Origin of the sequence: Bacteroides sp. ET336, from assembly GCF_024733815.1 — a bacterium.
Lineage (GTDB): Bacteria > Bacteroidota > Bacteroidia > Bacteroidales > Bacteroidaceae > Phocaeicola > Phocaeicola cellulolyticus.
The window spans coordinates 1-20,002 of record NZ_JANRHK010000020.1; the positions used below are offsets into that span (position 1 = coordinate 1).

The 20,002-nt window shown below is 34.0% G+C and carries 16 protein-coding genes and 1 pseudogene; 2 read left to right on the forward strand and 15 right to left on the reverse strand.

The window, feature by feature from the left end; all coding sequences use genetic code 11:
* The 12 genes from NW213_RS14205 to NW213_RS14260 form a co-directional block, all read right to left on the reverse strand.
* Nucleotides 1-1,919 (reverse strand): dynamin family protein (locus NW213_RS14205; RefSeq protein ID WP_258323169.1); only part of this gene is annotated, 1,919 nt, incomplete at its 3' end.
* Nucleotides 1,920-2,157: 238 nt separating this feature from the next.
* On the reverse strand, nucleotides 2,158-2,583 hold the full coding sequence (locus NW213_RS14210; protein WP_258323170.1) for a hypothetical protein: 426 nt from the start codon (nucleotides 2,581-2,583) through the stop codon (nucleotides 2,158-2,160).
* Between the two features lie 14 nt (nucleotides 2,584-2,597).
* Nucleotides 2,598-3,206, reverse strand: coding sequence for a hypothetical protein (locus NW213_RS14215; protein WP_258323171.1), 609 nt, complete (start codon nucleotides 3,204-3,206; stop codon nucleotides 2,598-2,600).
* Complete coding sequence (locus tag NW213_RS14220) at nucleotides 3,203-4,822, reverse strand: dynamin family protein (RefSeq protein ID WP_258323172.1); 1,620 nt, start codon at nucleotides 4,820-4,822, stop codon at nucleotides 3,203-3,205. The genes NW213_RS14215 and NW213_RS14220 overlap by 4 nt, the downstream gene beginning before the upstream one ends.
* An 82-nt stretch (nucleotides 4,823-4,904) precedes the next feature.
* Nucleotides 4,905-5,534 (reverse strand): hypothetical protein, encoded by a 630-nt coding sequence (locus NW213_RS14225; protein WP_258323173.1) that lies wholly within the window; start codon nucleotides 5,532-5,534, stop codon nucleotides 4,905-4,907.
* Nucleotides 5,535-5,712: 178 nt separating this feature from the next.
* Nucleotides 5,713-6,612, reverse strand: a complete 900-nt coding sequence (locus tag NW213_RS14230) for a hypothetical protein (protein ID WP_258323174.1) — start codon at nucleotides 6,610-6,612, stop codon at nucleotides 5,713-5,715.
* Nucleotides 6,612-7,631: a hypothetical protein gene (locus NW213_RS14235; protein ID WP_258323175.1), complete on the reverse strand. Its 1,020-nt coding sequence runs from the start codon at nucleotides 7,629-7,631 to the stop codon at nucleotides 6,612-6,614. Before NW213_RS14235 ends, NW213_RS14230 begins: the two co-directional genes overlap by 1 nt.
* Nucleotides 7,632-7,634: 3 nt before the next feature.
* Nucleotides 7,635-8,579: a hypothetical protein gene (locus NW213_RS14240; protein ID WP_258323176.1), complete on the reverse strand. Its 945-nt coding sequence runs from the start codon at nucleotides 8,577-8,579 to the stop codon at nucleotides 7,635-7,637.
* 13 nt (nucleotides 8,580-8,592) lie between these two features.
* Nucleotides 8,593-9,882: an Hsp70 family protein gene (locus NW213_RS14245; RefSeq protein ID WP_258323177.1), complete on the reverse strand. Its 1,290-nt coding sequence runs from the start codon at nucleotides 9,880-9,882 to the stop codon at nucleotides 8,593-8,595.
* Nucleotides 9,883-9,888: 6 nt separating this feature from the next.
* Complete coding sequence (locus tag NW213_RS14250; RefSeq protein WP_258323178.1) at nucleotides 9,889-11,826, reverse strand: dynamin family protein; 1,938 nt, start codon at nucleotides 11,824-11,826, stop codon at nucleotides 9,889-9,891.
* Nucleotides 11,827-11,851: 25 nt separating this feature from the next.
* Complete coding sequence (locus tag NW213_RS14255) at nucleotides 11,852-13,369, reverse strand: hypothetical protein (RefSeq protein ID WP_258323179.1); 1,518 nt, start codon at nucleotides 13,367-13,369, stop codon at nucleotides 11,852-11,854.
* Nucleotides 13,366-13,992: an RNA polymerase sigma factor gene (locus NW213_RS14260; RefSeq protein ID WP_258323180.1), complete on the reverse strand. Its 627-nt coding sequence runs from the start codon at nucleotides 13,990-13,992 to the stop codon at nucleotides 13,366-13,368. The genes NW213_RS14255 and NW213_RS14260 overlap by 4 nt, the downstream gene beginning before the upstream one ends.
* Nucleotides 13,993-14,921: 929 nt before the next feature.
* On the opposite strand from NW213_RS14260, the gene NW213_RS14265 reads away from it, so the two are divergent.
* Together NW213_RS14265 and NW213_RS14270 are read left to right on the forward strand one after the other, a co-directional pair.
* Entirely contained in the window at nucleotides 14,922-15,230 is a 309-nt protein-coding gene (locus tag NW213_RS14265; RefSeq protein ID WP_258323181.1) for a helix-turn-helix domain-containing protein, read from the forward strand.
* Nucleotides 15,208-15,504, forward strand: coding sequence for a helix-turn-helix domain-containing protein (locus NW213_RS14270; protein ID WP_258323182.1), 297 nt, complete (start codon nucleotides 15,208-15,210; stop codon nucleotides 15,502-15,504). The genes NW213_RS14265 and NW213_RS14270 overlap by 23 nt, the downstream gene beginning before the upstream one ends.
* Before the next feature lie 385 nt (nucleotides 15,505-15,889).
* Here NW213_RS14270 and NW213_RS17035 read toward each other — a convergent pair.
* The 3 genes and pseudogenes from NW213_RS17035 to NW213_RS14280 form a co-directional block, all read right to left on the reverse strand.
* Nucleotides 15,890-15,976: pseudogene (locus tag NW213_RS17035) on the reverse strand (transposase); the annotation flags it as partial.
* A gap of 108 nt (nucleotides 15,977-16,084) precedes the next feature.
* Nucleotides 16,085-17,209: a Fic family protein gene (locus NW213_RS14275; RefSeq protein ID WP_258323183.1), complete on the reverse strand. Its 1,125-nt coding sequence runs from the start codon at nucleotides 17,207-17,209 to the stop codon at nucleotides 16,085-16,087.
* A 277-nt stretch (nucleotides 17,210-17,486) separates the two neighbouring features.
* Nucleotides 17,487-19,820 (reverse strand): glycoside hydrolase family 127 protein, encoded by a 2,334-nt coding sequence (locus NW213_RS14280; protein ID WP_258323184.1) that lies wholly within the window; start codon nucleotides 19,818-19,820, stop codon nucleotides 17,487-17,489.
* Nucleotides 19,821-20,002: the final 182 nt, after the last annotated feature.

The following is a 20,002-nucleotide window of genomic DNA, read 5'->3' on the forward strand; positions in this document are numbered from 1 at the left end:
TGTATGTTATTCTTAAAATTAATACTTTTCAGAATCGTATTGATTTTATTCTCAAGTTCTTCTATTTTCTTTATTTCTTCTTTATGTACTGAAATATTGGTAATAATACTTTTTAGTACTTCGGTTTTTGTGTTACTTACCTTTTGTATGTAAGATTCATAATAAGAATTCGCTATTTTTATAATCCATGTTTTAAATTCTTTCTGAAGAGTTGGATAAAATTGTTGTGGTATAAAGCCACAGGGATTCTCAGATGACAGTCCAAAGAGGGTATGCTCAATATCAGTCATGCAATCAACCACATCCTCTCCTTTACGGGTTCTTGTATACCATTTTTCTATTATTTTTTCTACATCATACTCTCTTTCAATTGGCGAATAATCAAATTCTATGTTTTCTTCTACTAATTGTATTTCTTCTAAAAGACTGTTATAGGTTTTTAGTTCCGGTTGTAATGATGATATAAAAGTTGTGTTGCTATTTGTTTGGATTGACTGTTGAGCGGTTGATGGATCAAAATAGCCATCTATAAATGATTTTGTTGTTTCTTTATATATGCGTATTAAATCTCGGCCCTTTATACGTGTGGCTTCTGTATTATATCTAGCTGTTAAGTTAATGCTTCTACAAAATTCTTTCTTAATATCTTTTAATTTATCAATAAGTATTGTTTCTTTATCTTTTAAACTTAAAAACGAAGCGATGTCCACAGGTTTTGTGTTTCTCCTTAGTGTATCAAATAAATCACTTATCCTATTATATTCTGCTTCTATATCTTGAAGAACCTTTTTCCTGTTTTCCAACAAATTACGAAGTATCTTTACTTCCGAAACAGTCCTGGAAATGCAGTTCTGTAACCTCGTTCTGTTTTGGGTAGAACTAATCTTTTCATAAAGTTCGTACTCTATCTCAGAAAATAGGGCGTTCTCAGATTCCAGCATTTCATCATAGCCTGAGAGAAATCTTTCAGGGTCATTTCTAAAAGTCATATCTCTTGCGTCTGTCACTTTACCCAGATTGATGCACTTACATTTCTCTTTCGTAACGAACATTTTCTGTTCCTTAAAGAACTCTAAAGCCTTCTCGATATTTCCGTCTTTAGCTTTTTTCTTTTCTTTTTCAGTATGCCAATAAACTGAATCAAAATAGTTGTGGATAAAATATATGGGAATAGACCCATTACGGTTACTTATCAGTTCGCAAAATTTCTCGGAGATTTTATTAATAGCCGAATTAGAGCTTTGTACAAACACAACAAGATCTGCTCTGTTAATGATAGCTTCGTAGAACGGTTGATCTAAATTAGCTAATACTCCATCAAATCCAGGCATATCTATCAGAAAAATGTTATCTTGAAGAAATTCACCACCTTTAGCAGTAATTGACGTAAGTGCAACTTTACCATTTTCTATATTTTCAAATCCTATGCGATACGACACTTTACAATCCAGGTTTTCATCCGTAAGTAGGCAAGGGCTTTCTTCCTTAATTTGTCCAAGATCTGCAAACTCCAAACCCTTAATGTAATCAATAATGGCATCCACATGCTCCATTGTAGGATTCCCTTTTGTAATAAAGGTTGTTATTAAACTTTCTGTGTTTTCGTCTTTCTTTTTAGATATGATAGATGGTCGCACGGTACATTCCAGAAAATGTGTCGGACTCACCTTCTCATGAGCCAGTAGATTGACAAAGGTTGACTTGCCAGACTTGACAGGTCCTACAACGATAATCAAGAAGGCCTTGCTTTTCCACTCTTGCGCTCGACATAAAACTCTTTTGCATTGTTCCTTTATACCTGATATAGAATCCTGATAAGAATCACATTCCAAAGCCATTTCAAGAGATAATTGTAACTGCTTTGCCATGGTCTCTAAGGTTTCTATTGAACATTCTTTAAATGATACTTCTGTTTTCATAACCCGTCAATATGTGAAATTTATTTCTTTGTATATTTTTTATAATTCCTATATTCTCGATACACCAATTGCAGTTGGGTATGTGAGAAAAATGGCCAGTTTTACAATGTGTATTTAATCGAATGCATAATTATAATAATTGAGGTTCAATTGTACTTGCAATAGCAAAGTTGCAACCAAACCTCAATGTTTAAAAATGAGTATTTAGTATAATGCGACAAAATCACCTTCTATGTGATTATTTAATCTTTTCGTTTTTATAATTCTTATATTTTGGATATGAATTATTCTTGTTCTTTCTGTTAAAGAATTCTTTCCAGTTAAATGATAATGCTTGAGATATTGCCAATCCACCAAAAACAATAATGGAAAGTAATGCGTCACCTGGATGTAAAGGATCAGCAGCAATACCCCATCCGCCAATAAGTCCACCAACAACTATCATGACCATACCATATCGTTTTTGTTTTTCTTCTAACATATATATCCCTAACAAGGACATAGAAAGAGCAAGAAATGCGATTGGGGAAAATGGATTGCTTGCTAATCCGTTTATCAATCTCATAGTATCTATAGCTGAATAAAATGCGCCAAAACCGTATATGCAACAGTTAATATTGCGTATTATACGATAAGATTTACCTAATCCTAATTTATTCTCCATAATAATTTTATTTTTTAAATATCAAGTTCTACTATTGCCTTTAATACCACTTTATTATTAATGATAATACCTGGACGTAAAATTTTCTTTATTGTACTTCCATTGGGAGCTATTATAAAAGGCATAGGGATATGCCGTTCATTCGAATATATGGTGTCATTATTTATTAGATCTCCAGATTGTTTCACAATACTTTCTATTATTCGATTCTGACAAAAAGAAATAATTTCAACAGATTCGCTTGCTATTAGTTTACTTTTTGTCCTATCAAACTCTATAATTAATTCTACCAGTTCGTTTATTATAGGTAGTGTTTCTTTATTATCATTTTTATTTATTTTTTTACAATTGTCATATGATGTTGAATCTAAATTTTCTGTTTGAACAGTATCAATGATATCTTTCTGATTTATACCATAGTTCCTTTCGCAGGAATTACTTGCCTTTTTATCATAAGGTTCTTCTGGTGGTATATATAGTGTCTGATGCGTTTGACATCCTTCATTTAGATTGGTGTTATTATCTTCTTCTGGATAAAGAATACGTTCAATATCATTCTTTGTATCTCTGTCATCTCCAATTATAAAACATTTGATACATTCAAAAATTTTTTTTAATTTCATAATTTCCTTAATTTATCGTTATACAAAGCTCTTGCGACAGAAGCTGCAAATTGTTTTGTACTGTTAGGTGCAGAGCAATTATATACTGCTGTCCAATATTTTTGCCTTTGTTGGCAATCGAGAGATATTTCCTGTCCTGTTAGAAGATCTCTAAGTTCATCTAATTCTGCTTGAGAAAAAGAATTTTGATTGCTAATAATCTTTTGATATGCAAGATATGATTTATTAATAAGAGATAATTGTTCTTGTAACTCTTCGATACTTGTCTTAAATGCAGCAATCCGTTGTTTAAACAGTATAACATCCTCTTTCTTTGGGATATAATTACGAATCAATGATTGTACTATATTTCTTACATTAGGAGAGAGCTTTTCTGTTTCAAGTATACATGTTTCTTTTTCACGGGCATAAAAATCTATGGTTAAGTAATATTCACTATATTGTATATCCTTTAGCAATTTGTTGATTTCTGTTAATATTTTATTGCAACGCAATAAGCGAGCACGTTTGAAAAAATGATCGTTAATTACATTTTTTAATTTTGAAATACCCGCTAATTGTTGAAGCTTATAAATGCTTTTCTCTATATCGTTAGTATAATACAATTCTTTTGCGATTAAAGCAAAAGTACTCCAAGACAAGTCTTTAGATGCGTAAGAAGATAAAATTGCTTCTCTTTCTTCAACAGAAAGATTACACATGGGTAGATTTGGATGCAAAAATGCTGTTTCTGCTCCCATTGCTAATAGGAATCCTTTTTCGGTGTTAAAACCATTCTGTAGTTTATTTTTTAAAACTTCAGCTTCAGCTATACTGGGTGTGTATTTGAATATTGTTGCAGATGTTGGAACTATGGTAAATAGTTCCAATTCGAACAATTTTTTAAATTTTTGTAGATTATCAATTTGATGAATATCTTTGTCTATTTTTGATAAAACTCCGATTCCATTTAAAGAAGTTAATCCCTGTCCCCCATTGTATAGAGTATCTAGAAACTCTTTATCGGTTTCTGTGGGAACAGTATTAAACAGATAAATCATTGCATCAGCAGAATTAGACAAGTTTACCGTTTCTTCTTGATGCCTACTTCGTAATTTAAAATAAGCATCTGTGTGAATTTGATGAGAGTCGCCATCTTCTCCTACTTCTGCTCCAATTCCTGGAGTATCAACCAAAGTTACATGCTCCAATACAGGGTTATTATCAATATAAAATATTAATCTATCTATTTTAGAGGTTAAAGCAAGGGTCTCTTTAGTCGTCCCTTGAAGACTATCAAGAAAAGACTTTTCTTTCCATTCTTTATTACCGTCTATATATTGGCATAATATAGGTTTGTCTTTATATGGAGGTTTCCCTGATTTAAAGATATTAATTGTTGCTGTTGTTTCTGTTGTTCCGGTCATAGCAAGGTCAACGCCGAGTAAGGCATTTACTAAAAAACTTTTTCCTGCTTTTACTTTTCCTGCGATGGCTAACACACAAGGCGCAGTTAATTCTTGTTGTAGTGCTTTTAATCCGAAACTATATTTTTCGCGCCATACTGAATTATCAATATACACACTAAAATCATCTAATAAAGACTGAGTCCTAGATATTATAGAATTTCCGTTCATATGACTTCTTTTTAGTATAAAGATAGTATATTCTACTTACTTCTATCGCCATAATAAAAAATAAAATAATTTCATTACAGTTTTATTTGATTATGCGATATCCGCTAAAAGAATATTGTGATGATGTACCATTATTAGTAACAATTAATAAATCGTTTGCAAAAATGGCTATATTATCATTTATACATGGCAATATCCATGTTCCATTCATAGAATTATATAATCCCATTTTTTTATCTTGGTTGGTTATAACAAAGGTATCATCATTGCAACGTATTATACGAACGTATACAGGCTGTAATATTATTTTCCTTTTAAATTCGAAATTTTTACCCCACATGCATAATCCTAATAAGCCTTGATTATTTCGAATTATTCTGTATAGTTTATTTACATCCTCAATATCATTGGCATTGGAATGCAATTTACGTAACTGTTTATTATTTTTATTGAGCCGGATTGGGGCTGTTAATAAATATATCAGTCCTTGAATAATTACTACAAGATTTATAAAAGGGATAAATAAGAACCACCATTTCTTTCGAAGTTGTCGGTTCCCATAAAATATAAAATCACTTTTAGTAAAATTATCATTATCCTCAAGAGCTAATTTCTGTATGTCAATCCAATGAATGTTGATATCTTTAATCTCTTTTCCACGGGACGATTGCTCAAAATTACTTCTGAACTTGATATTATTATATTCGTACATACTGATTATTTTAAATAAGTGTGCATCATAAGATGCACAACTTATCATTTATTGAGAATCATTTTAATAATTTGGATTGATTTCTTTAATCCAATCCGACTGACCATCTTATGTATTAAATCTAATAATATTATAGTATCATTATTCTCATCTGATTCATTAATACTCATTTTATCATCTAAGATTTTACTATTTGGATTGTGTCGCCTGAAACTGAAGGCTTGGGGCTCTTCTGATCTTTTTGACAGCTTTTGTTCATAAGTAGAAGAGATAGTGCTAGAAGTATGATTACTCCAACCAATAGCTTCAGGCGAAAATCTTTTTTTGGTGGTACAGGTGTAGGTGCTGGTGTGTTTTGTGAAACTTGTTCTTCTCCTTCTTTATGATTCTTCTTGTTTTCTCTTATTCTTTCTTCACGTTCATATACCCCATTTACTATAGCGTTCATGAATTTGTATTCGGAATCTATTGCAAATGCATGTTTTTTGTTATTAAACCCAGTAACAATAGTAATATCACGGGAAGATGTTAATGCAACGCTAAAAACATCTTTTAAATTTACGTTACCCAATATGACACATTTATTTTCTTGATAATTTAAATCAATGTGCGCACTAGCCGGATGTATTGCATTTATTCCATCTTGAATATCAATATCTATATCTTTTACCGGATAGGGTAGATGGTCATTGTCAAATTCCCAAATTGGTTCAATTTCTTTCTTATATATGTGCCTGTAAAAGTTTATATCCATTGGAAGGATAGTTGATTCTGTGGTGTATTTCATTACGATCCCAAAGAAACCGCGAACAGGACGACCCGTAAAATCGGTATTGTATTCATCACTTAAATTAGAATTCATGACTCCGAGTCCAAACAGAACAAATCCATTAAAACATGAGTACAACCATCGTGGTGTATCAAGAGGGTCATCATATGTTTCAATGTCAATTAATCCTCTTATATCTTGAAGAAATTTTTTCCTTGTTTCTTTAGGACAAAATTCTTCTGAAGGCGATAGAATAGCTTTGTAATCAACCTTTCGATTACGTGTATATATAAAATATTGAGCTTTCATTATTGTGTTATTTTTTCTCCATTAATATATATTTCTGCGCCAGATAAAAGATATGTTTTTATAGCTGACATAGAAGAATTCATACGATTTAGTAATTCTTTTTCTTTTCCTATGACTGCTTTATGACTATTTATTTGTCTTCGGATAGAGGCCTCGTTATTATCAAAGAATCTAACGAATGAATTTCGAGATAATTCTTTATTTAATGAATTTTGAGAGGTGCGTAAGTCAGATTCCGAACAGGATATTTTTCCTATTGTTTGTTCTATACGTCTTGCCATTAAGTTGAATAATGAAAATAAAATAGGTATGCTTAAGTTGCCAGCTGTAGCTCTGATATCAAGTTCACCTTCTAGTTCTCCACCTTCATTTGTAAGGTTCTTTCCTAATGAAACAGCTGTTAATCCAACTGTACGATTAGTTCCTTTTCCAAATAATTGTCTCATTTGATCTTTGATAAACTTGAAGGCTTGTTCTTTTTCATCATCAGTAAGCATATCAGCTTTAGATAACACAACCATAACTGGTGTGTCTTTCCCGTTAGTAGAACTTGTTAAATAGCTTTCATATAAAGCATTAAAGTGTTGAAAGTTAAATCTAGCCGACATATCACCGTGCATTGCTGATTTTACCTTATCTGCACCAAAGAAAAAAAGTAAAGTGCTTGATTCATTGTATGAATCAAATAATTTTTTTTGTTCTTCTTCATCGTCCTCTTCTATAGAATCAAGAAGTCCTCCCCTAAAATCTGTTATGTCAACAGACATCATCAACTCTAAAGCCTTTCGGACATTAAAATTATAAGTAACGGATGTGTCAGTTCCTTGTGGCCAAGAACCGTTGACCATTTTCTCATAAGCTTTATATAACTTAAGCATTTGGCGAGGATCTGGCGTTATTACTGTCATTAATTCACCATCACTAAATAATATACCTTGTGAAAGAGCCTGTGACATCGCAAAAATGAAACAAGATTTTCCTGCTCCACTTAATCCATAAAAAGAAATTTTATCTGCCATAGTTTATAAGAATTGAACGTAGCCGTCATTTGACCACGAAATTAGTTTATTTTTTAAATCATCAGCACAACTACATAATTGTTCTAGATTTTGTCGTTGTACTTCTGCATCGTGTTCTGCAGCCCACGTTTTTTCATATTCAGTTTCCCAATCCAAATCAAACGTAGCTGCTGCTGTACTAAGAATTTGTTCTCCTATACCAAATATTTTACCTATAATAGAGGTTGGTCTATGGCTTTCGGCTCGTCTATTTGCTGATTCCATTGCTGCATTGCTGCGTTGTACATAAATAGGTGCTCCCCCATATACGCTATAGGCTAGAACCATAAACGGTAATTTGTAAAATTTTGGTGTTATTGAGCATTGTATTAACATTGCTCCAACTTTATCGCTTTTATCTATCTGAGAAAATAGATTTGAAAATCGGTCTAATCCATTAAAAGATGCTCCATCAGGTATCAAATCGCATTTTGTTATAACAAAACTGATTGGGAACCATGAATTATGTTCAACACTTAAAGAACTTTCAATACAAGATATAAGTATGTCATACTCCATATTCCATTGTGACCCCGCTTGTGAAAGTTTCTGGCCATCTAAAAATACAACAAGTGCATCAGCTTGTTTAATTGCTGACATAAACTTATCCATGTCATTGTAATCTGGATCATCACTTAAAAGGATTCCTCCTCTATAATCAATCCAATTGAATGGGATTAAATCAGAGCCATGTACGGTAAATGCAAATTCATATTTGCTTTGTACATCTGTCCCTGCTGGATAATGACCAGACACAAGAGAGTCTGCCATACGTTTTAGTTGTGTTTTCTGATTTACTTTTTTTGCACTAATTCCGTATCCTTCGGCTGACTCTCCAAGGTATTTATACATTCCTGCCATAAAAGAAGTCTTTCCAGCACCACTATGGCCAACCATAAGTATGTTCATATTTATTTTAATCTTAAAAGTGAATAATTATATTTCTCCCTTCCCAACCACATTTTGTACAATGGTATCCGGATTTACCAATCATTTTATAACATTCTTCTGATTGGCATCTTTGGCATCTCATCGATCTGTTTTTATCCAGCTCAAGTTGCTCTTTGTTTTCTGGATTTTCAGGTTTATTTACTATAGTTGTTGTTTCTGCTTGGTACTCAAGATTTCCTAAAGCAACAGCAATATCTTTCTCTCCACACGTTTCTATTATAGATTCTGGTAGCAATTCGCAAAGTAAATCTTTTACGAGTGTTAACTGTGAACTTCCACCAATTAATAGAACTGTTTTTATTGTCAAATTTAGCCTTTTTGCATCAGCTATGACCTGTTTTGCTACACCAACTGCTTCCTGTATCTTAGGGTAAATAATATTATTGAATGTTTCTCTACTTAATCCATATTTATAATTAATAAATTGTCCATTTACAACTAATGCTAATTGGGTTTCATAATAATCATTTTTTCCACTAAAATATTCTTTTAGTCTACGACATACATTTAGAATTCCATAATCTACTAATCCATCTACTGATATGTCAAACGAATATTGTGTTTGGATTTTCTTTCGTAAGTCATTGTATATTAAAAAATCTAAATCTTGTCCTCCACAAGAACTACTTCCTTTCGGTTCGCATACTACTTTTAATTCAGAGAATATTTTTTTTATACAAGCTACATCAATAGTACCACCACCGAAATCAAAAACTAAAATGCTATTGTTATCATCTATAGAGTGGCCAAGGCTATATCCTTTTACAGCAGCTAGAGGCTCGTATTTTTCGTCTTTTATCTTTAATCCGTTATTGATAAAAGCATTCCTGATTATTCTTTTCTTAGATTCTGTAAAGTCTACAGGATAAGAGAAAGTGACACTGTCAAAATGAATGTTATGTCCGCAATGCGCATTTACTTGTTCTAACAAATACCTGAAAAATGCAGTTAACAATTCTTCATGAGTATACTGTTTTTCCCCAAGTGTTTCTGTTATATCAGGATTTAAAATACGTTTTATGGATGGTATAAAATTTGATAGTATTTCTATTTTTACATCATTAGGTAGTTTATAGACATCTTCTAAATAATTAAGTGCTTGAAAACCTATAATTAGTCCAAAATTTGTAACAAGAATTGCTGATGGTAACTTAACGGAACCATCACCATTAAATTTTACGGCTTCGGGCTTTCCATTTAGTGGATTTAGCCATGCTACTGTGGTGTATGATGAACCAAAGTCAATACCTAAGTTTGCCATACAATACTATTTAATTGATTCTATTAATGTGTGTATGTTATTAAGTTCGTTCTTGTTGACAGTCCATTGGGTTATCAACTGTTCAATCGCTTTAATGTATTCAGGGTTTTGTTTAGATTGAATTATTGTTGTTTTCATTGCGTCTAATTCTGACTTATATTTTTCATAAGTTGATGATATAGAAGTCGTTGCTTGTTGTCTAATAGCCAACAAAAATCCTTGGTAAAGTGATTGATATTGATTATTAGCTAGAGATGTCTCAATTAATTGTTTCCTACAATTTGCTAAGCATTCTTGAACATACTTTAATAACTGCGCCTTATTCTTCTGTAAATTCTCCCTTTTTGCTTTATTGTTACCGCTGATAGCTCCCCATAATACAGCACCAACCCCTAAAACAACCATTACCGGTGCTAAAACAGGAAGAGCTGGAGCAACTAGAGTTGGAAGGAAATAATAAGCTCCACCTATTAATGTGCCGAGTGCACCTGTTACAGCAGTTCCCATAAACATTTCTGTTCTCATTTTCCCAACTCTATCACGTAAATCTACATTTTGAATCTGAGGATCTCCTACCCCACTTCCAGATACTGATATCTTTACGGAATCAGTAATTGATAATTTACATTCATCATTGTATTGTATTAAAAGTGAAGAAATCTTTTCACATACTAAATTGGTAAGTCCATCCCATGATTTTTTCACATCGTTCACTATACGCTCTCCTAAATCTTCACCATATAAAGCGATTTCTTCAGATGAAAGATTTTCTATTTCTTGGGTGTATTTTTCAGATATTTCTCCCTTGGTTGTGAATATTTGATTAAAATCCATTTCCATCGTTTTAAGGATAGTTTCAATCTTCATTAAAACTTCCTTTTTCTTATTATCCCCCATTTTCTCAGAGAATTCTTTATTTGCTTTATCATATTGAGAAATGAGTTGTTCGTATTTTGTTGCAGCTTCAATAGATGCTTCTTTACGATTCTGGAGAGATTCTTGTATTATTTGATAATATTCAACTGCATTATTGTATGCGATACCAACGCGATAATATCCTAAGGTCAAAAAACAAATATTTTGTATGGCATCTTTTACATCTGCATATCCGGATATCTCATAATTAAAATTAGAAATGACTTCATCTGACGATTGCGCAGCATCCATTAGTAAACTACTTGACATTTTTAACATATAGAGTCCTAATACAAGTTTTTCTCCTATAGCTTTGGAGATAAGATTCTTGTTTCGTTCCATAGTATCATTTACTACCTGATTGCCACATAAATCTATTTTTGTTGTGACAAAAATTATGCTTGGTGTTATTTCTGCTACTTCCTTTAAGAAGTTTATTTCAATATCTTCAAGGGGTGACGGGTTCATTACAAATAATGCCGCATCAGAATTTCTCAGATATTGTTTTGTGATATTGGTATGTTGTGGATATGTAGAACCAATTCCCGGTGTATCTATTAATGAAACTCCTTCTGGAAGAAAATCGACTTTCGTATTGACTTGTATATAAGCAATAGTCTCATTTGTTGCAATTTCGCCTACATTGTCAATTTCTGCCTGACTTCCATATTGAGCAAGCTCTTCAACTGTAATAGCTTTCTTATCACCATTTGAATATACAACAAAAAAACTATCTTCATTAGCGTTTGATATTTTGAATGCTCGAGAGGTTGCCACATCATTACAAACTGGGAGAATATTTTTCCCTATTAATGCGTTAATTAGAGAACTTTTCCCATTCTTAACTTTGCCACATACTGCAAGATTAAAATCTCCTTTGGTTAATAACTCTTCTGATAGGATAAAATCATTTGATGGTTTGGGCAATCCAGCTTTAGGGTATTTTACCGTAAATGATTTCATATTGCCCATTAATTTTATTATTTTACTTTTAAGAGCCATTGCTTGCTCCTTTATATTCTCGTCCATTTTTTTCAATTTATAACGTTAAATATTAGAAAATATCATCATCTACCTCGTCATCATCATCTACCTCGTCATCATCATCTACTTCGTCATCATCATCACTATCATCAGAAGGATCAGGATCAGGTTCTGGGTATGGATCAGGATCAGGTTCTGGGTATGGATCAGGATCAGGATCAGGTTCTGGGTATGGATCAGGATCAGGTTCTGGCACAGGTGTATCATCGATACCTATCATGTGCTTGAATGCAGTGATAAAACTATCTCGGTCAAAATGATCTTGTCCAAAACTACCTGGCGTTTTAAACATCTGTTTACATTCTGATAGTTTTGAACTATATTCATCATAACTTATTTCATTACCATCATTGTCGTGACCAATAATATCAAGATGCCCTTTTGTATAATATGCATCTGAAGCAAGATATCCTTCTGGTATTCTTACATCAGCATTAAGAGGTAAACTATTTGCATCTATAAACTGGTTTACTGCAAAATTAGATGGAACCATGCAACTATGCACTTCATCGTATTGAAATGGAGCTGGTGTTGTGGTTGTAGCCATAAAATAATCAGAATCTTCCCATGCATCCATAAACTCATCTAATGTATATTCAATTCTCAAATCTCCAGTTCCTGGGTCAGTAAGAATCACTTTAACATCATCAGGGTTATTAGGATTAACCTCAACTCCTGCAACAACTAAAGCGTGATTAGCTTCTTCATTTAACACATCTTTAAAGAATTCGCTAAATTGTTCTTTTATATTTCCGTCTCTGTCAGCCCATAATTCATTCGCATCTACACCTACTATTATTCTATGCCCTTGCGCTAATTCGTTTGCTATGTCGTATACTGTACAATTCGTTTCTTGTCTAACTCCGACACCGCAAGCATTAAGAAGAGCACCTACATAGCCCATTGGTGTTCCTCCTCCTTCACTTGGATCATACCATCCATTTTGAATTGCATACTGTTTAAGATCTTCTAATGGTATGTCAATTCCATAATCGCGCAAGATAATCTGTTGACTGCGAATCGCACATACGCCTTCTGACCCTTGATAAATCATAGGATCAAATGCAGGTGAACTACCATTACCATCCTCTCCAAAAATTCGGTAAGCCGCAGAAGAGTTTAATTCAGAATTAAGATTTGTACTCATTTTGGATAAATTATTTATGTTTTCGTTTTCAACGTTGTATTTTTCCTGCATTTCTGCAGTGTCCAATAAATCAGATGAAAAATGGTTTACATCATTTTGAAGTATCGTTGTATCAAAATCCATTAAATTGATAAAATCTTGCATTTCCTGATATTCTATTGTCTCATAATTATCAACATCAGAATCATCGATAGATATTTGAAAATCATTTGTTTCCTTAATAATTTCTGAGATTATAGGACTTTCTTCTTTGTATGATTCTATAGTTTCTAATTCGGAATCTGAAATTTTTTCTTCTAAATAAGCTCCAAGCATTTCTTCTGAAATAGGAAGGTCTTCAATGTCGTCAAAACGATTTATAATATCATTATAATTTTTCATATTAATCCCTCCCTTTCTAATATAGTGTAGAATTGAGCTTTTGCTCGAAGATGGACATTATAGTAGTTTGCCATAGTCAAAGCTAAAAGCTTTGCTGTTTCCTCGTTCGATATTTCCTCTAAATATCTATATATCAGTAATTGTCTATACCGTTTGTTGGGCATCATGTTCAATAATTTCATAACATCCTCTCTTATTAAATTATTAAATTCAAAATCTTCAACATTAATATCTATATCTATAGATTTGTTTTCAGAGGGGATTCTATCATCTTGGTTTAATATATCTTCTGTTATAATTTTCTTTTTAGCAAAAAGTTGATGACAATAGTTCTCGACGATAATTCTAATCCACATTGTTAATGTACATCGGAATCCAAAATCTGCAAGTTTACATTTTTCGGTTTTCTTATTAGGGGTTAAAATATAAATATAGATTTCATTTATCAATTCTGTTGGAGTCTCACAATCTGTGTAATACTTTCTGTGTACAGTATTAAAAATTGGGTAACATTTCTTGTACAAATATAGAAATGTTATCTCTTTATCCCGATTTAGAATTGCCTGAACAATTTCTTGATCAGTCATATGTAATAGTTTTTCAATATTGTAATTAGCTTTCATTCTATTTCATTTTTTGCTATTTACATTGTTTATTCTATAATTCTCGATAATTGCATTTAACAGAAATTGAATATTTTTTCATCACTTCAATAAAAAGGTAATATAATGAATATAAAAATTAGCTATTTTCTGCATAATACATTTTACCATAAGAATCCCATCATTTTTATATTTTTATCAATTATGGCGATTACTCCATAAAGGTAACAAATAATAATATTATCAGAAAATTACAAAGAAAAAAAATCACAACAGTCAGTAAATTCCTTACATTTAGACAAAAAACATCTAAATCCAAAACAAAATAACTCGATTCTATCTTGAAATTATTATTGAGATAAGTAGACATTTTTTAATAGAGTCCTATAATAGTATACTAAATATTTCAAAAAAATATCTTATAAACAAATATAAATAGACTCATTTTATTTAATTGAAAGTAATAAAGAACAGCTAAAGGACTTTTTACGAAATCTAAAGAATAATATCCAGTTATCCCTTCCATCAAAGATAAATCCCAATCCTGATTTGCCAGCCGCATTTACTCCTTTTTTCAGGAGAATTTTCTTTATGGCTGTCGCCATGAAAATTCACCAGAAAAAGAATGCGGCGGCAAACGGATTGGAATTAAATAAAAGATTACAGGGATTAACTGCGACCGACGTGACGCATAGCCGTAAATCAAAGACGGCTATCCTTATATCCCATATATGACCTCACAAATACTGTGAAAATCCACCTTCCTCAATAACAAAACATAGACTGCTTATCAAATCCCGAAATAAGACAGGGATTTCAGCTCCCTCCGATCTGCATAGTCCGGTGGCTTCGCTATGATATCTGATGTCATATTATGAACTTTGATGATAATCTCTTGTGTTCCACAGCCTTCTATTCTATTTTTGTACCAACCACTTAAACTAATGATTATGGAGATAGTGAACATAGAAGCCGGCGCATTTATGGAAATGAACAACATATTGTTCAAGATAGAAAAACAACTGAAAGGACTGAACACTTCCAAATCTGAACTGAATGAATGGTTGGATAATCAGGATGTATGTATTCTTATGTATATATCAGACAGGAAGCTATTGTCTTTAAGGCAGAAAGGGCTAATCTCTTTCAGTCGCATAGACAGAAAAGTATATTATAAAAAAGAAGATATTCTAAACTATATGAGAAGAAACCTTAAAACATATACAAATAATGGAAATGGGACAGATGGTATTGAATAAGGACAGTAATGAGGTCAAAAGATTTATTGAAACCATGGAAGGTATATCCAAAATGTTGGATACAAATTCTTTAATCTACAGACCTATATTAGACGGGCACCGTTATATTACAGAACAAGAATTATCAAAAGCTCTCAAAATAACAAAAAGAACACTCATTGAATATAGAATGAATGGTAAATTGCCCTATTACAAAATAGGAGGAAAGATTCTGTATAAGGAACAGGACATTATAGATATATTGGAAAGGAACAAAGTTTTGGCATTTGAATGAAATTTCTAAAATTACTAATAATCAAAAGCTAAACTTTATACAAAGAGCTTGTAAACACACTAAATAGTTATATAAATATTTGGAGGAATAGAACCGAACACTTACCTTTGCAAAGTCAAAGGATGATTAACGAGAATCTATCGAAAATTTGTGAATTTGGCATATGGCTGATTCAGTGGTTCGGGGATTTTTCCAAAGATATTAAAGTGCTGTAATTTAGGATTTTGAATTTAAATATTCGATTCCTGGTGGCACCACTTTGAAGAAAAGTAAAAGACAGTAAAATCCTGATTTCCAAGCGAAATCGGGATTTTTTGTTTTCCCCAGACACGCAAAAAACGGCAAAATATTGGGGATTAACGTAAAAACCTGAGGGATTCTGAAATTACGCATAAATTTTCGATAGTCTGAACAGAAAGTAAGCCTTATCTTTCACTCCCCTGAATTGTGAACGAAAGTTCTTTATTTTAGCATAGAGGAGAACATAAATATGAGTAGTAAATAAAAGAAAGGTAGAAAGGCCGTATGGCATCTGTTCTTCAAAACTGTAACACAGCCTTTCTGCTTGCATAAAGCACAATTATAAATCTTCTGGTAAAGGAATAACTAGGATAGAGTCACTGCACCGTATTCCGTAGAATACGTCACGAACCCTCCCCTGTTGAGGTATCAGAATACCTTTCTCTACCAAATCTTTTATATCGCGTGTTGCTGTATCTGTTGATAACTTTACACGTTTTGCCCAGTTCTTAGCCGTCAGTTTGCCGGGATAACCGTCCAAATATAAATTCAAGACTTCGCGTTGTCGTTCGGACAGGACTGTTTCGGCATGGGTTTGCCAGAATATGGCCTTGTTAAGAACCTTTGACAATGTTTCGTCGGATTGCTCGACGGAACGGAGCAGGCAGTCAAGATACCAGATGATCCATTCAGTAATCTCGCAATCTCCCTTCTGTGTTTTCTCCAATATGTCGTAATATTGTTTTTTATCTTTGTTTATCTGGTGGGAGATACTGAAGAAACGCATCTTTGAGTTTTCGGCCTGTGAAAGTGCCATATCAGCAATGGCTCGTCCGATTCGTCCGTTTCCGTCATCGAAAGGATGGATGCAGACAAACCACAAATGGGCTATTGCCGATTTTAAATAGCCGTTATGTGCATCTGAATTGAACCAGTCGAGAAACCGATTCATTTCTTCGTCTATTCTTTCAGGAGCTGGTGCTACATAATGTACCTTTTCCCGACCGAACATTCCAGAAATAACTTTCATCTCTCCACTGCGGTATCGGGCTACATCTATTTTCGTTGGACCGCTCCATCCGGTAGGAAACAGGCAGTTGTGCCAGCCGAAGAGTCTTTCATGGGTAAGCGGACTGTTGAAATTGACTGTTGCATCAAGTGCCATTTCCACTACTCCGTCTATATATCGTGAAGATTCGGTCGGATTCGGCAGTTGTACTCCGAGTTTGCGAGCTACAGATGAACGTACCTGTTCATTGTTCAATTCCACTCCTTCAATTTCTGATGATGCAATGATGTCATGAGAGATGGATTCAACTACGGCAGACATCTTGTCGTTAAAACCGATTACACTAAGGCGTCCCATCAGATAACCGACAGCCTTGTTTACCTTGTTCAGTTTCTCACCGACAAGTTCCTTGTTCCACGAAAAGGAAGGCCATTCTTTATGTTCATGTATATACATAGGCATCACTGTTTTCTGCAAATATACAGTTTTGCGGATAATTAACCGCAAAATTTGCGGCTTATTATCCGCAAAAAACAGTGAAATCAATATTTATCAGCATTTTAGATATGGCTTATGATTACTATTCATCATGCAGATAAGCATTGACTTTTCAGAATTCCTCAAATTTTACGTTGATCCTATAATAACCACGATACAAGCAGAAAAACCGTATGCATCGGTTCATAGAAACCAGCATACAGCCTTCCGCCTCTCTTTTTATCTATTGTTTATATTATTCAAAAATCAATCTGACAGAACGGAATTTTGGTGTAACATCAGATTTGCCACACATAATCTTTACATCCCATTCCGAATTTTTAAGCAGCTCTTTAGACAATTTCAAGACATGAATTGAGTCTCTGCCGTTTATTTCACCTATCTTCACGCCATTTACATGGATTTCGGCACTTCTTGCTTCGTCAGGGAAAGAGTTTATCATAACCGCATTCACAGGTTTGCCATTGGATTTCATTTTGTAGGAGAACCATCCTTTGGTTTCACGCCATGGTGTACCTTGTTCACTGCCAATTACAGAATTCTCCATTTCTATGAAATGGTCACTTTCAGGCTGTTGTTCTCCACATGCCACCATATCAGCTGTGATATTTTCCAACCTCACCCGTTCTGCCTCCTGTTTTGCAAGTTCTGCCTGTCTATGTTTCAATTCATCTCCAGAAACTAGTTCCCAATAAATCATGTATCTGCATTCATGAGTCTTATAGAATGGTTTTAATATCATTCCATCGTATCTTGAAGGATATACGCCAGACAATCTGAATTCAAGCTTGTCCGGACTTACTCTTTTAAGATTTGCCAGAAGGTCCTTTTCTTCACCTACTATAACAGGCATATTCTGCAACGGAAGCTGTGGACCGGATGCCACGTGCCCACCCCTGCTGTCATCGGCAAATTGTCCGTCAAGTCTTTCCTTACCCAAATCGGCAGCCAATACCACAGGACCGTACATAAACGAATAATACGGTGATTTGTCAGGAAGTTGCACAGCACGCAAAGTCATAGGCAGAGACATTTCTACAGCATCTCCATCTTTCCACTTTCTGTTTATGGTATAATATCCGTAATCAAAAACAGTCTCAACCTTTTCGCCGTTTACCTTAAATTCTGCTTTTTCCTTATCAAGCCATTCAGGACAGCGGAAACTTATTTTCATTTTTCGTGGTTTTTCACTCTTCACAATAACACGTGTCTGCTCTTTTTCAGGGAAAGATGTTTCCTGAGTGAAACTCATGCCGGTTTCTTCCCAATTGAGGACAGAAGATATAAACAGGTTGACGATAAGTTCATTATCACGCGACGCGTATATCATCTCGCCATATCTGGCATGGTTCTCCATCCCCGAACCTACACAGCACCAGAAGCAGTTCTGCGGCTGCGAATAAACCCTGTAATGCCCCGAACGCATTGGTGTGAAATAAACAAAACCGCCCTGCACAGGATTCTGGCTGGACAATATATGATTATACAAGGCACGTTCGTAGTAATCCATATAGTTTACATCTCCTGATGTACCGTAAAGCAGTTTAGTCAATCGGAGCATATTATATGTGTTGCAAGTTTCCGGCCCCTGCTCGCTTGTCATCATGCTTGAAAAATCATCCGACTTATGGAAATGTTCTCTCACGCTGTTTCCGCCAATAGACACACTTCTATTCTCGACTACAGTATTCCAGAAAAACTCAGAAGCGGAACTCCATTCCTGGTTGCCGTCCAAATCGGCTATCCTTTTAAAACCTATCACTTTAGGTATCTGCGTATTTGCATGATTGCCGGTAAGCATATCCTTTTTTTCTACAAGCGGATCAAGAATAAATCTATGAGAGAAACGTTTTGCCAGTTCCAGATATTTTTCATCACCGGTAATGGCATATACATCGGCAAACACCTCGTTCAATCCGCCATGCTCACTTCTCAACATATCCTGGATCTGCTCGTCAGTAAGTCCGGACACGATATCCATCATCCAGTCCGTAAGTGCCACCAACATACCTTTAGCTTCTTCCTTACCAGCCACGAGATATGCATCTCTCAGTCCGGCATAAGTTTTATGGATGTTATAGAGTGGAACCCATCTATCGTTTAACCCAAAAGGATTTGCATTGATCTTGCCTTCCTTTATTTCGTTCCATATAGTTTTTCCATCAGGCACTCCGCACAGATAACCATTTCCGGAAGCATCCTGGCAGCGTTTCAGTTCCGACAGAAAATAATCAAGCCTTTTACCTATCTCTTCATTACCAGTAGATGCATACATATACGACAAAGCGGAAAGATAATGTCCGCCTATATGACCATCAAGCCCGGTATTCTCCCAATTGGGATAATTCTCTGCCTTTGGTTTCAAACCGGCTTCCTTCATATATGGAGCAAGAAGCCTGTCAGGGTTCAACCCTATCAGATAACATATATCCAAATCTTCAGCATGTTTGAACATCCCTAATGTAAGCCTTACATCACTAACTGGAAATGTATTGATTTTTTGTGGTAACCCGGCCTCTGCACCAACAGAAGCGAAAAAGAACAATCCTAAAAGATACAGTTTTCTCATGTTTTTCGATACTTTATTAAGTTAACTTTCAATGATGGCAAAGATACAAATAAGTGTATAATATACATTAATAAGGCTATTAAAATATTAGATTTTATGCCTCTGAAAAAACGGGCGCACGTTTAAGGTAAAATGGGCGCACGCTTCAATTGAAATGGACTTTCGTTTTGATTAAAACGAAA

Excerpts from the sequence above, each read along its gene's own strand:
- NW213_RS14210 (WP_258323170.1), bottom strand. The coding sequence starts at position 2,583 with ATGGAGAATAAATTAGGATTAGGTAAATCTTATCGTATAATACGCAAT.
- NW213_RS14215 (WP_258323171.1), bottom strand. The coding sequence starts at position 3,206 with ATGAAATTAAAAAAAATTTTTGAATGTATCAAATGTTTTATAATTGGA.
- NW213_RS14220 (WP_258323172.1), bottom strand. The coding sequence starts at position 4,822 with ATGAACGGAAATTCTATAATATCTAGGACTCAGTCTTTATTAGATGAT.
- NW213_RS14225 (WP_258323173.1), bottom strand. The coding sequence starts at position 5,534 with ATGTACGAATATAATAATATCAAGTTCAGAAGTAATTTTGAGCAATCG.
- NW213_RS14230 (WP_258323174.1), bottom strand. The coding sequence starts at position 6,612 with ATGAAAGCTCAATATTTTATATATACACGTAATCGAAAGGTTGATTAC.
- NW213_RS14235 (WP_258323175.1), bottom strand. The coding sequence starts at position 7,631 with ATGGCAGATAAAATTTCTTTTTATGGATTAAGTGGAGCAGGAAAATCT.
- NW213_RS14240 (WP_258323176.1), bottom strand. The coding sequence starts at position 8,579 with ATGAACATACTTATGGTTGGCCATAGTGGTGCTGGAAAGACTTCTTTT.
- NW213_RS14245 (WP_258323177.1), bottom strand. The coding sequence starts at position 9,882 with ATGGCAAACTTAGGTATTGACTTTGGTTCATCATACACCACAGTAGCA.
- NW213_RS14250 (WP_258323178.1), bottom strand. The coding sequence starts at position 11,826 with ATGGACGAGAATATAAAGGAGCAAGCAATGGCTCTTAAAAGTAAAATA.
- NW213_RS14255 (WP_258323179.1), bottom strand. The coding sequence starts at position 13,369 with ATGAAAAATTATAATGATATTATAAATCGTTTTGACGACATTGAAGAC.
- NW213_RS14260 (WP_258323180.1), bottom strand. The coding sequence starts at position 13,992 with ATGAAAGCTAATTACAATATTGAAAAACTATTACATATGACTGATCAA.
- NW213_RS14265 (WP_258323181.1), top strand. The coding sequence starts at position 14,922 with ATGGAGATAGTGAACATAGAAGCCGGCGCATTTATGGAAATGAACAAC.
- NW213_RS14270 (WP_258323182.1), top strand. The coding sequence starts at position 15,208 with ATGGGACAGATGGTATTGAATAAGGACAGTAATGAGGTCAAAAGATTT.
- NW213_RS14275 (WP_258323183.1), bottom strand. The coding sequence starts at position 17,209 with ATGTATATACATGAACATAAAGAATGGCCTTCCTTTTCGTGGAACAAG.
- NW213_RS14280 (WP_258323184.1), bottom strand. The coding sequence starts at position 19,820 with ATGAGAAAACTGTATCTTTTAGGATTGTTCTTTTTCGCTTCTGTTGGT.